This window comes from Rhizobium sp. BT04, from assembly GCF_030053135.1.
Classification (GTDB): Bacteria; Pseudomonadota; Alphaproteobacteria; order Rhizobiales; family Rhizobiaceae; genus Rhizobium; species Rhizobium binxianense.
On sequence record NZ_CP125649.1, the window covers coordinates 97,373 to 111,386 of the forward strand.

A 14,014-nucleotide genomic window follows, 5' to 3' on the forward strand; every position below is an offset into this window, starting at 1 on the left:
GATCCGGTATCGACAATCAAAATTGTCCGCGAGCGCTCCCGCAACGAGCGAGAGGATCATTTAAAAAACAACGTGGTCGACCCTTGACAGGTGGCCAGTTGCCACGAAAAGTTACCTATCTCTCAGAGGCTGATCGAGTTGGCCCTCTCACGTTCCTCCAGTTCGCGTGGCCGCTTACTCCCATTAGGCGATTTGCCTATTTCAATATCTCCATTGACGTTATGGCTGGAAGAGCCGGAAGTCCCTTGTAAGGGGTGCGGCGCTTTTATTTTTGGTGATATAGATCGTGCCAGATTTTCAGCCGGCGCCACCACCTTTGACTCATTGCGATGCGGCAGTTTTAGTTTCTGTTGACCAGGCATATTGGCTGCCTTGGCAAGTTCAAGCATGACTTGGGAATGTTCTAAATCGATTTTGCTCGACCGTACGGGTACTGTTGATCTCTTTAGATGATCATTCTCTGGCAGTTCGCGCAGACGACCTTGCCAGGCTCGGTGGTAACCCTCTATGGTTCGCACAAGCCTTTCCATCTCCAAAGTCCTTGATTTCAAGACGCGCGAATAGCTGCGGAGCAACGAGAAAAGGGTCGGGGAATCTGCTGCCGTACTGTTCCGCTCCAGCCAGTATTCCCGGTGTTCCGACGCCGCTTTGAGGAACCACGCGCGGCTCGCGAAGTTTCCGCGACGAGGGCCAACGACCGCGTCCATGGCATCAAGAACACGCGTTGCCATTTCCTTGGCGACTCTGTTACGCCCTCGTTGAGGAGGCGCTCGACGTATTGAGTCCCTAATCCCTTTTGGCAGTTGCTTGGGCAGGAAAAAACGATTACCACCACGCTGCCAGGTTAGGTCGCAATGCCGTTGTATCAACCTTGCGATGTCTACAGCAGTTTCTGGAGTTAACCTTTGTTGCGGTAGTAACTCCGATCTCCGAGGAACGATTTTCTCTTCAATGGCTCTGATCACCGTCACTTTGCCATAGTGAAAGGAGTTCGGGATGAAGCCTATTTCGCCAGTGGTGGCCCTCGTTTCCACAATTTCCGCCTCCCGCTTAGCCCAGCGTGACAAGATTTCGCCACTTTCCCAAACCTCATCTACTACCGCCTGGCGCAGACCATTGAAAAAAGCGCCGTCCGGCACGATCTTGTCCAACAAAGTATTGAGCTCCTTCAGAGTGGCCTTCTGTAAAGCTGGATTTCGGGGCGTACCGCTTGAAAAGTTTTCATCGAATTGATGAAGCTGCAGTTCATCGCGTCTGTGACCCAGAATTTCAATGTGTGGGAATTCTCGCGGGTCGCCTTCTTTGGTTTTGGCGTATTGCTGCAGTTTCTCATAAAGTGCAGCAGCTACATTAGGAGAAAGAGCTATCGGGAACTGCGGGCGCCTTGCATAGATTTTATCAATGACGCGATGGAGTTCGTTAGGATCCGGGTTCGCGGTAAGCTCACCAATATTAGCTCGATGTATTGCATTCAATGCATAGAGCCGTTGTTTATTATATGCAGGCGTATCGGGAATAGTTCGACTTAGAAGCCGGTCTATTCGAATTTCAAGTGCGTCCTTCAAGGAGCGGCCGGGGACTGGTCGCGGCCACTCTAATTCATTTCTAATGCTGCCGTCTGGAACATAGGCTGGAGTTCGGCTTCGCATGACATCCGTTAGATACTTGACCGCCATAATTTCTCTCGTGCGATTGGCCATAGTGCGTGGTCCTTCTCACTTTCCGAAGCGCAAGCTTCATCGCCAGCGTTCACACTAAATCGCGTCTTTGATGACGCATTGTCGCGTTGAAGCAAAACTTGTTCTAACAGCGATACTTTAACCCTGGGACGCCAGCAGCTCTAAGAAAACCAGGCCTCCTGAGCGGCGTCCGATTCTGCTTTTGAATTCGCCGATGTCGTTCACTGTCCTGATATGAACTATACCATGGAGGGCGAGTTGCTGGGGTGTGATTGCGTTACATCCGAAGCTAAAAGACCCCATCTGGCGTCGATAACCTTGGCCCCGGTAATGCAATATTCGATGGCGACCTGTCGTTGATGCGCCGGATCGACCGGCTATCATCTCGAATACGCCCATAGTACGTATCCGTCCGGCGAAGGCCGTCTATCCTGAATTGCCGATTGGCTTTAAGTCCATGGCCATGCGCTACAATCATTTCCCCCATTGAGGTCTTGTCCGTCGACAATCTGACCTTGACCAGGGAATGAAGCGCAACGTTTCACAGACGAACAGATCATCACCGTTCTGAGGGAGCACGAGGCTGGCACGCCGGTCTCGGAGCTTTGCCGCAAGCACGGCGTCAGTAATGCCAGCATCTATAAATGGAAGACCAAATTCGGCGGCATGGACGTATCGGAAGCCAACCGGCTGAAGACTATGGGACGCGCTTCACCTACCATGACACGGTCGATCATCTTCGAGGAGGCGACCGCCAATCGAGGTTCTCGCCGATCATGCTGGCGACTTCTTTCAGCGTTTAGATGAACCTTGAACGTGCCATCACGCAGCCTCGCATCGCCGGCGTCCAAAGCCACGGCAGTAATTCCTGGAGGTGGTCCTTGGGGTGATCCTGTATCCTGGTCAGGACGTCTGTCAAATAGATCTCCGGTGGATTGTGGCCATGGAGTTTGGCAGTCTCAATGATGGTCAGGATATTTGCGATGCGCTCGCCGCCCTTGTCTGGCCCGATGGCACGAAGGGTCTGACCGAAAATGGAATCGACGACCTTCAAAGTCTCCTCGCCGACATCCGGACGTGGGATGGTGGAATCCGCCAGTTCCTCGTCGATGAACAATGCGATCCTGTTCTTCAGTGCCATCGCGCGCACAAAAACTGGCTATTTGCCGAGCAAATCACTCATCGCAGGGGATATCGTAGAGCGCACTCGAGGATCTCATCCGCGGCATGCACCCGATACGACCGCTGCGCACACACCTATTTCTCAAGCATATGCATCGCTGCAGCCGTCATCTTCTGGATGTGATTTAACGAGTCCTGAGCCTAGTGATTAAGGCCGCGACGCTCCGACGAAGCGAGATGACCTGCCACTGAATTTTCATCCGACTGCGATTGGAGCCTCGGCGGTTTTGAATATGCCAAGTGGCGCGGTGTGAGCAACCGGCGGAAACGCGAAGCTTTCATCTTGCGCAGCGTTGGAGCCGGTTGCGGCGATGGTCCCGGCATAGTCTGCCGGGGTCTGATATCCGAGCGATGAGTGCGGCCGGAAATTTATTGTACAACACGACGACAGAACACCCACGGGACCGAGGTTCGCGAGCTTCTGTATCCGTGGCATCCCTGGTCCGGACGGCTTGTTCACGTGCATGAGGCGGTGTCTAAAGGGACGCATATTTTCCGCTGCAGCCTTTCTGGTTCTTCTTCTGGTCGACTTCTTGAGGTCCCGTCGTGGATGTTCGACCGATCAGTGAGTGGTTGTTGGCGCAGCCTGGCGGTCCCGCACGTCGATCTCGCAAGCCTGCATTCTTTGGCAAGATTGCTGAAGGACGCTGATGCCTCATCGCAATCTTCGGTAATGGGCGCAGCATTGGTCTTTCACGAAACGAGTCGGAGAGATGTTCATGCCTCGCCAGTCCATGACATGCCAGTTCGATCTGTTCTCGGCCCCGCAGCGGGGGAAGACGGCAGGGACGCCGCAATGGCCGGAGTTGCCGGAGGAGACCCGCCAAGCGTTGACGGTGCTCATCGTGCGGCTGTTCGTCGATCACGCAAAGTGCGGACATGCCTGCCAACAGAAGGAGGCCGGTCATGATGCATGAGAAGATCGCGCCGCATCATCTGGAGCGGAAGGCCATCCTCTATGTTCGGCAGTCCTCGGCTCACCAGGTTCTGCACAATCGAGAGAGCAGCGCCCTCCAGTACGCCATGCGCGACCGTCTGGCAGCGCTTGGATGGTCACATATAGAGACGGTGGATGACGACCTTGGTCGTTCGGCCGCCGGCGGCGTGACCCGCGCTGGATTTGATCGGATGGTGGCGGAAGTCTGCCTTGGCAAGGTAGGCGCCGTGGCCGCGCGTGAGGTATCGCGCTTCGCCCGGAACAGCCGCGATTGGCAGCAACTCATCGAGATGTGCCGCGTTGTCGATACCGTCCTGGTCGACCAGGAAGCAGTTTATGCGCCCCGCCAGGGCAACGACCGCCTGCTCTTGGGTTTGAAGGGCAGCCTCAACGAGTATGAACTCGATCTCTTGCGTCAGCGTTCCCTTTCCGCCCGCTATGAGAAGGCTCGCCGCGGTGAACTCGTCGTCACTGTTCCGGCCGGCTTCGTAAAGGCCGGTGACAGGATCGAGAAGGATCCCAATCGGCGCATCCAGGAAGCCATCGCACTCGTCTTCGACAAGGTCACCGAACTCGGGAGTGCCCGGCAGGCCTTGCTATGGTTCCTTGAGCAGGGATTGGACCTGCCCGTCAGGTGCGCCAACGGTGACGTCATCTGGCGCAGGCCAAATTATGCCACCATCCACCGGATGATTGCGAACCCGATCTACGGCGGCGCTTATGCTTATGGTAAGAGTCGTTCCGTACCAGGATACGATGGCCGATCTGGAATTCGCCGCAAGGCGCGTGATGAATGGCTGGCGCTGATCCCGGATGCGCACGAAGGTTACATCAGTTGGGAACGGGCGGAGGAGATCCGCAAGATGGTCAGCGACAATGTACCGGCCAGTCGCCATCATGGAGCGCCGAAGCATGGCGACGCTCTGCTTGCCGGCCTGTTCCGCTGCAAAAGGTGCGGCCGGAAGCTGACGGTTCGTTACACAGGAGCCAACCATAACATCCCGCGCTATTCCTGTTGGCGAGGGTTGCTCGACAACGGCGAACCACGTTGCATCGCCTTCGGCGGTCTGCGGGTCGATGACGCGATCGAAGAGGCACTTCTCGGCGTGGTCGAGCCAGGAGCCATTGCCGCCGCCGTCGAGGCGGAACGCAATATGGCCAACCAACGCGATCAGGTTCAGGATGCCCTGATGCGCGACCTCGAGGCAGCACGCTATGTAGCCGACCGGGCATTCCGGCAATATGACGCGGCCGATCCAGAGAATAGGCTGGTGACGTCGGAGCTGGAAGCACGCTGGAACAAGGCGCTGACTGGCGTCGGTGAGATCGAGGCCAAGATTGCCAAACATCGGACAGTTACGCCGCATCCGTTCCCCATGTCCGCATCACAGGTAACCGCACTTGCGGGAAACCTTCGCGCCGTCTGGACGGCGCCGACAACCGATGCAAGGCTGAAGAAGCGCATCGTGCGCACGCTCATCAATGAAGTGGTCGCCGATCTCGATGATGGAACCTCTGAGATCGTCCTCGTCATTCATTGGGTTGGAGGCGTCCACACCGAACTGCGCCTGCCGAAGCGACACCGTAGCCAAAGAAATGCGACCCCTGACGACATTGTCGACGCTGTGAAACAGCTCGTCTTGATCGCCAATGATGATGTGATTGCCGGTGTCCTCAATCGCAACGGACTGACGACCGGCAATGGCAATCGCTGGACACGGGAGCGGGTCACCGCGCTGAGGTCATATCGCAAGATTCCGGTCTTCCGTCCGCAGATCGACGGGGTTGAGCCATGGCTTAATCTGGGCGGTGCGGCGAAGTTACTCGGGATATCGCCAAAGACGCTGCGTCTGGCGGCCGAGGCTGGCGATATTAAGGGGGCTCATCCGCTACCCGATGGCCCATGGATCTTCAGCCGTTCCAAACTCGCGACCCCGCAAGCACGTCAGATTCTCGATCGTGTACGGAAGAACCCTCGCCACCCCGCGGGATCGCCTCCAGATCAGGAAAATCTATTTCTTTCAATGACATAGAAAGATGGGTGTTATGAAACAGGATTGTAGTCGTCCGCCCATTCGGCAATGGCGCTTCGGGCATGATCGAGACCGAAGAACAGGCTTTCGTTGAGCAGTTCGTCGCGCATCCGGCCGTTGAAGCTCTCGACATAGCCGTTCTGCATCGGCTTCCCCGGCGCGATGTAGTGCCAGTCGACCTTGTGATCCTTCGACCAAGCAAGGATAGCATTCGAGGTGAGTTCGGTGCCGTAACACCTTCGGAAGTCTGCGTTGAATGAGGCTTTGACCAGCTGCGTAGCCCCCATCAGGCGAAGCAGGTGGTCATAGCCAGGCCTCAGGTCTCACAGTGGTTTTGCGAAGCCACACTTAAAGGAGACAGGCTATGACCGATTGTGACATTGCCGCATTTACCCCCGTTCTGGCAGCTATCGATGTTTCCAAAGAACGCCACGAGGTGCTGATCGAAGCACCGGACAAAAAGCGTCGACGTCGAGTGAGCGTGCTCAACAATCTCGATGAGTTCGATCGCCTCATCGGCCTGCTGCGTAGCTATCAGCGTCCTGTCCGTGTCGCCTTTGAGGCAACGGGAAACTATCATCGCGCATTGGCATATCGGCTCGGCTTAGCGGGCTTCGAGATCAAATTGATCTCGTCCATCGCACTGGCTCGGACCAGGGAGGCACTGCATAATTCCTGGGATAAAAATGATCCAAAGGATGCCCAGGTTATCCTCCATATGATGACCATTGGTGCCGAGCAGTTCTACCATGACCCGTTGATGCGCGGCACCAACGACATTCAGGAGTTGTCGAAGACCCACGATATGATCTCAAGGTCGAAGACCGAACTGTGGCATCGGATTCTGACGCATTACCTGCCGTTGTATTTCCCTGAAGCGGATCGCTTCCACCGCAGTTCGCGCAGCGACTGGTTCTTTGCTTTCCTTGAACTGTTTCCGTCTCCGCACTTCATCGCAGCCATGAACAAGGACGCTTTCATCAAAGCTGCCTGGGAGGTGGTTGGTCGCAAAGTTGGCAAAGAGCGTTTGTTGGCAGATATTTACGCAACGTCCGCCCGTTCGATAGGCCTTCCAGTTGCACCGGACTCTGACGCTATCTGCATGTTTCGTATGATCCTGGCCGAGGGCAGAAGCCTAATCGCCCAACGTAATGAGATCGAGGCGCGTGCGGTTGCGATGCTGAAGGACAACGCAGATTACCAGCTCTTATGCACAATCCCCGGCATTGGCCCAATCAATGCTCTGACAATCATGGCAGAAGCTGGGGACCTGCGCCGGTTTCAACACCATCGCCAGTTCCTGAAGTTCTGCGGCATGGATCTTGCGACAATCCAGTCAGGAATGTTTCGAGGCCAGACCAAACTCTCCAAATATGGAAATGCACGGCTGAGGCGGACCTTATGGATGGCAGCTCAAGTCGCGATATTGCAGCGCGCCAACAGCTTCCGCGACAAGTTCGAGCGATACATCACCAAGGACCGTCACAACACCCATTTACGTCGCAAGGCGTCAACAGCAATCGCCGCCAAGATGGCCCGCACCGTACATGCGGTTATCAAAAGCGGTGAACCTTATCGCCCCTTCTTTGAAGGGACGATCCACAGCGGAAGGACCCTTCTCTGACAGTGCCGTGGAGGCGTTGAGCTGCTCAGCGACCTCGTAGATAATGTTCAGGCCTTCCGCTCGACGGCAAAAAGGATCTCGTCTTAAGGACGGTGAGAGCCGCGATCATGCGTACTCTGTGTTTGTTATGGGAGAGACCGTTCGTTGACGATTGGCCGGGCCTACATCATAATTCAAACGCATCGGGAGACCGACGCGATAACGACCTGCTGCCAAAACGGCGTTTCATTCCGATTATAGGACGTTGTCGGAGACGATCATTCCGGGCTTGCCACGTCGTTCGATCAGCGTCGTCAGCTCCCGTGCGACGCGGCGGCCGGAGATCGAGGTGTCCGGGATTGCTGCCAGGCATTCGCGCGTCACGTCATCGACAATGTTGAGCACGCGGAATCGTCTGCCGCAGGCAAACTGGTCGTGCACGAAGTCCAGCGACCAGCGGGCATTGGCCTTCGCTTCGACCAGGATCGGTGCACGCGTGCCGACAGCACGGCGTCTGGCTTTACGCTTGCGAACGGAAAGACCCTCCTCGCGATAGAGCCGGTAGATGCGGTTTACCCCGGACAGCTCTCCCTCCCGCCGAAGCAGCACGAACAGCCGCCGGTAGCCGAAACGCCGACGCTCGTTGGCAAGGTCACGCAGCTTTGCTCGCAACTCCGTCTCCGGCGGTCGGTTCGCCTGGTAGCGGATCGTCTTGCGGTCGGCGGATATGATCTGGCAGGCCCGCCGCTCCGAAAGACCCATCACGGCCTTCAGATGCGTGACGGCTTCGCGCTTGGCGGCAGGCCCTACCATTTTTTTGCAAGAAGCTCGCGGAGCGCGGCCGCATCCAGCAACTGCTCGGCCAGCAGCTTCTTCAGTCTCGCGTTCTCGTCTTCAAGCGCCTTTAGCCGTTTCGCCTCGGAGACTTCCATACCGCCGTATTTGGCCTTCCAGTTGTAAAACGTCGCTTCTGAAATCCCGTGCTTGCGGCAGAGGTCGGCTGCCTTCGCACCAGCCTCCTGCTCCTTCAGCACCGCAGTAATCTGCTCTTCGGTAAATCTCTGCTTCTTCATTCGTCCGTCCTTTAATGGGCCGGACTCTAATCCATTCTGGAGGAAATTCTCAGTGGCAGGTCAGAGATGATCAAATTCTTCACGACTGCAAGACCATGCCTTGTTGGTGTGGAAGCTTGCGCCACGGCGCATTATTGGGCCCGTGAACTGATTGTCAATGCCGCGTGGGCGGCGTGTTCCTGGCGCATCGTCGGCGAAAGCCGTTGCTCGAAGCTTCTAAAGAGCTCACAAAAGCGGCTGTAGCCGTAACCGTCGGGATGCGACCCACGATACTCCTCCCACAGGATGAGCAGAGTCACGCCGGGCTTCTTGAGTTCGACGGCAAGATCGGCCCAATTGGGTTCGACACGGCGTCTCGTGCCCTGTTTGATGCCGTTGCGAGCGAAGAGCTTGTTCTCGAGCGCATCGTCAGTGAGTTCGCCCGGCAACGGCCAGCTCAATCCAATTGCTGCCGCGCGCTGCTGTTATGCGGGTTCGTGACGAAAGTTCACGATCCGTTCGAGCTTAGCGTGTCGCCAGGAACAAATCTTGTTCCGACCCCAAATACCCCGCTCATTCGGACCGTGCAGCGCCGAATGAAAATCTGGCGCAGTACACAGGCCAATGCGCTGGTGTTCGGGCCATTCGCCGATGCGGCGCGGCAGACGGAAAGTATAGAGGTCGGGCAGTGAGATCATTACCGAACAATGCAGGATCGTCATCCGCGCTCTTACCGCCAGGTTGGCCTTCGACAACCGACCCCACCGGAAAACATGATGACCGCCCGCGAAGCCGCCCGCTCGCTACAGCGCTATTGAGAGGCGCGCTCGCGAGCGGCTTCGCTACCTCCGTCACCTGCACCAGGTGCGGGGATACGATCGGAACAACCCGTGAGGCATTCGAGAACATCCGAGTGAGGCAACGACATTATTCTCCGGGAACACTCTTGGGTGAGGCAATACGAGTCTCAACTAGATTGCGCTACGCACCGGTGCTGTTCAATTTTCGCTTCAAATGAGATTGAAATGTAGAAATCGAAAACTCTAGTGTAACCGAGCCTCCCGATAATCGTGAACATCAGATGACGGCATCTCTTCCGACCGAAGGGGCTGTGTTAGCTATGAGCACGCGGAGATAGGAATGTTGAAGGCAACGGGGCCGCTGTCGATCGTCTTGTTGGCCTCCACGCGCCCGTTCAACGACGCGCCGCCGTGTGCTGGCGGCGAGACGGCTGACGAGGAGCAATTGGCGCTTCGTCGGCCAATCTCCGCCTACAACACAGATTCTTCCACGCACGGCTTTGCGAACGCTACGTGCGAAAAGTTGAAATGGCCGCTCAACAGCTAGTTCCCCCGTCAACCGAGCAGCCGAAGCATGACCGGGAAAAGTCGGCATCCGAAGAATGGGATGTTTGGAGTTCATATACGCGTCGTTCTCCGAAGGGCGGCGCGATCCATCCGGTCCGCCACCGTCGCCGGACCAGGACGAGCGTAAATCCGGAGACCAACTCTTGTTCGATCTAAACAAAGGAGATTCGCAATGATGCGATGCTTTGAGAGATACCGCGTACATCTGAATCGCCTCTCCCTGTCGAACGCGGTGATGCGCCTGGTATCTGGCTATGCTCCTAGCGTGGGCGGCGCGATGGGTTGGAGCATGTTCTCCTTTGGGCCAGCTGCGGCCCAATCCGCAGGTGGCGGCACCGACCCGGCCACAATGGTTAGCAACATTTGCACGTTTATCCTTGGTCCGTTCGGCCAGTCACTCGCCGTTCTTGGAATCGTGGCGATCGGACTCTCCTGGATGTTCGGTCGCGCTTCACTGGGTCTTATCGCCGGCGTTGTCGGCGGCGTTGTCATCATGTTTGGAGCGAGTTTCCTCGGCAAGACGCTGACTGGAGGTGGTTGATTAGTAACCGTCTGGGAGAAGCCCTTTACCTGGCGGCGACACGGCCCGCATTGTTTCTTGGGGTGCCGCTAACGTTGGCCGGGCTATTTATGATGTCTGCCGGCTTTATCATCGTTATCGTTCAGAACCCGCTGTACGAAGTCGTACTCGTTCTCTTATGGTTCGGAGCGCGTCTTGTTGTGTACGAGACTTAATGCTGCCAGTGTGGTCCTGCTGGCGGCTCGTGGTGGATTGGACGACGCAGAATATGCCTGGGGTAACGAGTTGGAGCCCGAGGCCATGCCGATGGCAAGCATCTGGCAGGGGATTTCCGTGAGATCGTCGAAGCTTAAGGGTGCCGAACGCACCAGCGCCGTCGCGTCGTTCCCGGCAAACGGCCACGGCCTCTATGACATGATCGGCGACGTATGGGAGTGGACGACAGACTACTGGTCGACGAGTCACCCCGAGCTCGCACGACATTCCTGCTGCATCCCGAGCAACCCGCGCGGCGGCGATCCGGAGGCGAGCTACGATCCTCGGCAACCGGAAATTCGCATCCGCCGCCGGGTCCTGAAGGGCGGTTCGCATCTTTGCGCGCCGAACTATTGCCGGCGTTACCGCCCGGCCGCCCGACATGCCGAGCCGGAAGGCACCTCGACCAGCCATGTCGGCTTTCGCTGCATCAAAACATTGACGGGCTGAGGAGTGACGCGGGCGGGGGCATGAGTTCGCTTGGACTGTCGACAGTATGGATAGGGAGGAGCAGACTGCGGCTGAGCGCGACGCGATCCAGCTACGGACTGGCGTTCGCCAACTCGGGAGTGATCCGGCGCCCGCTTTCCGCAAGCCCGCTTCAAGGGCGTCGGCGACGTCGGTCTTGAAGCGTCTCTCCCGGATCTTCCGGCTGAACGTCTGCTCGAATCCGGGGTGGAAGCGCCTGAGATCGGCGAGGCCCGCGGGGGCCTGCGGAGATCCAAGCTGAGCGAGGGACGCGGCCCGCAACGCCCTGACGAGAAGGTCTCCGCAATTCACCTGTTCTGCAAGGAGGGAGGCCGTCGACCATTCTTGCGATATGCGTTGAGCGCAAGAACCATCGTTGCTTCCCGCGGCGGCGGTTCGACGGCGCCCGAGCTTCTCCCGCCAGAGCGACACCTTCCTCGACCAGGCCGGCGGCGAACATGACGGTGGCAAGCTTGGCCGCTACCTTCGGACTGCCGGGATTGAGCGCCTGAGCGCGCCTGCCAGCTTCGATCGCAGCCTCGGGGCGCCCGCTCAGAAACTGCGCCACCATGAGGGCGGTGTTCGCCCGTGCAGAGAGGGGGGCCATCGCGACCGCCTGGTTAGCGAGGCCGAGCGGCCCATCCGTATCCGATGGATCGAGGGCGAGCTGCGTCCGTGCGAGCGTCGCCAGCACTTCCGCACCAGGTCGATCCCAGTCGACGGTGCGCCGCAGGCAGCGCTGCGCGGCACGGATGCTCGTCTCGCCCTGGGAGATCGAGGGGATGCCGGCCTTCAGGACGCAGACGTTGCCTGCGGCTCGGCCCGGCGCTCGTTCGATCTCGAATTGCCCGATCCCACCGAGCTCTCCGGCAAGCTTCAGTGAAAGCGACTGGACAAGCACCTCCCTCGCGGATACCGCCGATCGATCGTCGGCGTCGATTCCACGCCGTTCTTGACGACATGTCCGTCGGCGTCGTCGGTGACTTGCCACCAGATCGTCCGCACCGCTGATCGGCATAATATTTGAGTTCCGCCGAATAGAGATTTCTCCGGCCGTCGGTGGTCATGGGCTGCCCGGTCGACGTGGCAACCGTCAGCGTATCGAACCCCGTCAGCGCCGAAAGCAGAAAGTCCCTGGTAACGCTCGCCTCGCCCTCGAGCCGCTTCTCGGACGCCGACATGGTCACCGCAAGCAGAGGCTTTTCGATCACGACCGGCCGCGTACTCAACCGCGCCGCCCGCCCCGTAACGGATGTCAAACAGAGGATTGCGACAGCCGCGAAGCGCGGATACGGGAGAATGATTTTCCTTGCCCCTTGCTCTGAAGACTGCAACTCCTGCTCTCAGCCCGTCGCCTCGTCTTCCAGCTCTTCGGTCGGACCAATGTCCTCCTCCCCGAACGCCAGCCGATAGCGCCCTTTCGGCACGCTCAGCATGATCCGATGATCGCCGGACATAGTATTGCTTCAGGAAAGTCCGCACCCGACCGACTTCGATGCGAACAATGGGGTCGGCGGGATCGAAGCTATGGGGTCTCGCCAGCACGTCAATCGCAATGTCGTAGGCCTTGACGGGATCGTGGTGCCCTTCAAACCGTCTTTGCACCAGATACGACGGGATCGTGCGGCTGCGCTCCGTCGCCTGGAACTTCGGATCTTCCAGAAGGCGGCGAAACTCCACGCGCGCCGCATCCATGCTGGCTTCGCAAGCCCTGCCGTGCGTTCCCCAGCGTTCATAGCCGCCCCCCGCTAAGCCGTGGTTCAAGTCGAAACAGACCAGACGGTCTTATCGCTCAAATGACGAGAGGTTTGCAATCGGAGTTGCTGATATACCGTTGCATGATCGCGCCCAGGTAGCTCGGTGGCCCTCACTCCTGCCGTGTTTTAACATTCGCGACGCGGTCTTGCTGACCGCCGCGGGAGATGATCCAGGGGCCGGCGGCAAGGCGCGGCTATTGGCGGTAGCGCCGAAGGTCCGGACCAAGGGCGCCGATCCGGTCATTCGCCGATTGCTGACCGAAGACGCGGTACCGGCGTCCGCTCCGGGCAGCGCTCTGTCACGCTGGGCGGCAAACCGCCTGTTCGAGCGGCTCGAAAGTTTTGAGGCGGTGCGCGCACTGTCCGGCCGGTCCTCCTTCCGGATTTTTGGGCTGTGACGATGGCGGGATCGAGCGCAGCCAAGACCAGTCGGCGACAGGCGAAAGGGCGACAGCAAGAAGTCCTGTACGATCGCGAGCTCGAGGACCTGCCGCCGGAGCTGCGCTGGCGGGAATAGATGCTGCGGGTCGAGGCGGTGTGATTTTTGCCTCGGCCGAGCCGATCAGGCGAGAGACCCTGGCGCGGGTGGTCGGCAAAGACTGTAGCATTGACCTGTTGATCGACGATCTCATCGAGGAGCTGTGGGATCGACCGTACGAATTGGTGTCGGTCGCGGGCGGCTGGCCGCACCAAACACGATCGCGGTTCGCCGAGACCATCCGAACTTCGGCAGCGCCAACAAGGGGAGGGGGCGGCGGCACTGTTCGAGTTCAAGGCGATGGTTGTTTTCCTCCCCGTTGCGGCCGTGCATCCTGGCGGCGACGGCGGCCGATTTGAGGGCGAGGCGATCGCGCCAACAGCCCAGCCATGGCGGGTCTGCACGGATTAGATCATCGAGCGATTTCAAAGCGATAGCTGCGGCAAAGGCAGCATCGGATTCGCTGACGTCGCGGCCGCGTGCCAATCCCCAACCTGGTAGACGGTGAGGCCATGGCGACGTCGTTGGAGCGGCGGCAATGAGCGAATCCGTGCGGAAGAGCATAAACATGAGCGCGGTTTTTGCCACCAATAAAGGATCAAACCGCACACCTTGCCGGCACGGTGATATGAACGATAAACTTCCATTGTCGTTCATTAGAGAAATGACGCAAATCACCGAGC

The 14,014-nt window shown here is 58.2% G+C and carries 7 protein-coding genes and 13 pseudogenes; 13 read left to right on the forward strand and 7 right to left on the reverse strand.

Annotated features, from left to right (window positions below):
• Positions 1–122: 122 nt before the first annotated feature.
• The gene (locus QMO82_RS02775; RefSeq protein WP_103671223.1) at positions 123–1,700 is read right to left on the reverse strand and encodes a hypothetical protein; all 1,578 of its coding nucleotides are present in this window, start codon (positions 1,698–1,700) and stop codon (positions 123–125) included.
• 516 nt (positions 1,701–2,216) lie between these two features.
• On the opposite strand from QMO82_RS02775, the pseudogene QMO82_RS02780 reads away from it, so the two are divergent.
• A pseudogene (locus QMO82_RS02780) lies at positions 2,217–2,381 on the forward strand (transposase); the annotation flags it as partial.
• Positions 2,382–2,478: 97 nt separating this feature from the next.
• Here QMO82_RS02780 and QMO82_RS02785 read toward each other — a convergent pair.
• Positions 2,479–2,682 (reverse strand): annotated as a pseudogene (locus QMO82_RS02785) (transposase domain-containing protein); the annotation flags it as partial.
• A gap of 6 nt (positions 2,683–2,688) precedes the next feature.
• Between QMO82_RS02785 and QMO82_RS02790 the strand changes: the two are divergent.
• Positions 2,689–2,805: pseudogene (locus tag QMO82_RS02790) on the forward strand (transposase); the annotation flags it as partial.
• Positions 2,806–3,057: 252 nt separating this feature from the next.
• Here QMO82_RS02790 and QMO82_RS02795 read toward each other — a convergent pair.
• Positions 3,058–3,231: pseudogene (locus QMO82_RS02795) on the reverse strand (IS3 family transposase); the annotation flags it as partial.
• A gap of 349 nt (positions 3,232–3,580) precedes the next feature.
• Between QMO82_RS02795 and QMO82_RS02800 the strand changes: the two are divergent.
• Together QMO82_RS02800 and QMO82_RS02805 are read left to right on the forward strand one after the other, a co-directional pair.
• Positions 3,581–3,778, forward strand: coding sequence for a hypothetical protein (locus QMO82_RS02800; protein ID WP_183907041.1), 198 nt, complete (start codon positions 3,581–3,583; stop codon positions 3,776–3,778).
• Positions 3,768–5,831, forward strand: coding sequence for a recombinase family protein (locus QMO82_RS02805; RefSeq protein WP_011427411.1), 2,064 nt, complete (start codon positions 3,768–3,770; stop codon positions 5,829–5,831). Before QMO82_RS02800 ends, QMO82_RS02805 begins: the two co-directional genes overlap by 11 nt.
• 23 nt (positions 5,832–5,854) lie before the next feature.
• On the opposite strand, the pseudogene QMO82_RS02810 reads toward QMO82_RS02805, so the two are convergent.
• A pseudogene (locus QMO82_RS02810) lies at positions 5,855–6,061 on the reverse strand (transposase); the annotation flags it as partial.
• 134 nt (positions 6,062–6,195) lie between these two features.
• Between QMO82_RS02810 and QMO82_RS02815 the strand changes: the two are divergent.
• Positions 6,196–7,455 (forward strand): IS110-like element ISRel25 family transposase, encoded by a 1,260-nt coding sequence (locus tag QMO82_RS02815; protein WP_029875536.1) that lies wholly within the window; start codon positions 6,196–6,198, stop codon positions 7,453–7,455.
• A 243-nt stretch (positions 7,456–7,698) separates the two neighbouring features.
• Here QMO82_RS02815 and QMO82_RS02820 read toward each other — a convergent pair.
• Positions 7,699–8,507 (reverse strand): annotated as a pseudogene (locus QMO82_RS02820) (IS3 family transposase); the annotation flags it as partial.
• A gap of 57 nt (positions 8,508–8,564) precedes the next feature.
• Here QMO82_RS02820 and QMO82_RS02825 point away from each other — a divergent pair.
• A pseudogene (locus QMO82_RS02825) lies at positions 8,565–8,657 on the forward strand (hypothetical protein); the annotation flags it as partial.
• Between the two features lie 17 nt (positions 8,658–8,674).
• Here QMO82_RS02825 and QMO82_RS02830 read toward each other — a convergent pair.
• Positions 8,675–8,965, reverse strand: a pseudogene (locus QMO82_RS02830) (IS21 family transposase); the annotation flags it as partial.
• Positions 8,966–9,626: 661 nt separating this feature from the next.
• Between QMO82_RS02830 and QMO82_RS02835 the strand changes: the two are divergent.
• The 7 genes and pseudogenes from QMO82_RS02835 to QMO82_RS02865 all read left to right on the forward strand — a co-directional run.
• A complete protein-coding gene (locus QMO82_RS02835; protein ID WP_225882632.1) occupies positions 9,627–9,833 on the forward strand; it encodes a hypothetical protein in 207 nt (68 codons plus the stop codon).
• A 195-nt stretch (positions 9,834–10,028) separates the two neighbouring features.
• The gene (gene virB2 / locus QMO82_RS02840) at positions 10,029–10,394 is read left to right on the forward strand and encodes a pilin major subunit VirB2 (RefSeq protein WP_077991700.1); all 366 of its coding nucleotides are present in this window, start codon (positions 10,029–10,031) and stop codon (positions 10,392–10,394) included.
• Positions 10,394–10,610, forward strand: a pseudogene (locus QMO82_RS02845) (type IV secretion system protein VirB3); the annotation flags it as partial. The gene virB2 and the pseudogene QMO82_RS02845, both read left to right, overlap by 1 nt.
• Positions 10,608–11,078: pseudogene (locus QMO82_RS02850) on the forward strand (SUMF1/EgtB/PvdO family nonheme iron enzyme); the annotation flags it as partial. The pseudogenes QMO82_RS02845 and QMO82_RS02850, both read left to right, overlap by 3 nt.
• 394 nt (positions 11,079–11,472) lie before the next feature.
• Positions 11,473–11,979: a hypothetical protein gene (locus QMO82_RS02855; protein ID WP_011427416.1), complete on the forward strand. Its 507-nt coding sequence runs from the start codon at positions 11,473–11,475 to the stop codon at positions 11,977–11,979.
• A 1,062-nt stretch (positions 11,980–13,041) separates the two neighbouring features.
• Positions 13,042–13,251, forward strand: a pseudogene (locus QMO82_RS02860) (DUF1403 family protein); the annotation flags it as partial.
• A 2-nt stretch (positions 13,252–13,253) separates the two neighbouring features.
• Positions 13,254–13,640 (forward strand): annotated as a pseudogene (locus tag QMO82_RS02865) (SMC-Scp complex subunit ScpB); the annotation flags it as partial.
• A gap of 51 nt (positions 13,641–13,691) precedes the next feature.
• On the opposite strand, the pseudogene QMO82_RS02870 reads toward QMO82_RS02865, so the two are convergent.
• A pseudogene (locus QMO82_RS02870) lies at positions 13,692–13,988 on the reverse strand (DUF1403 family protein); the annotation flags it as partial.
• Between the last annotated feature and the right edge of the window lie 26 nt (positions 13,989–14,014).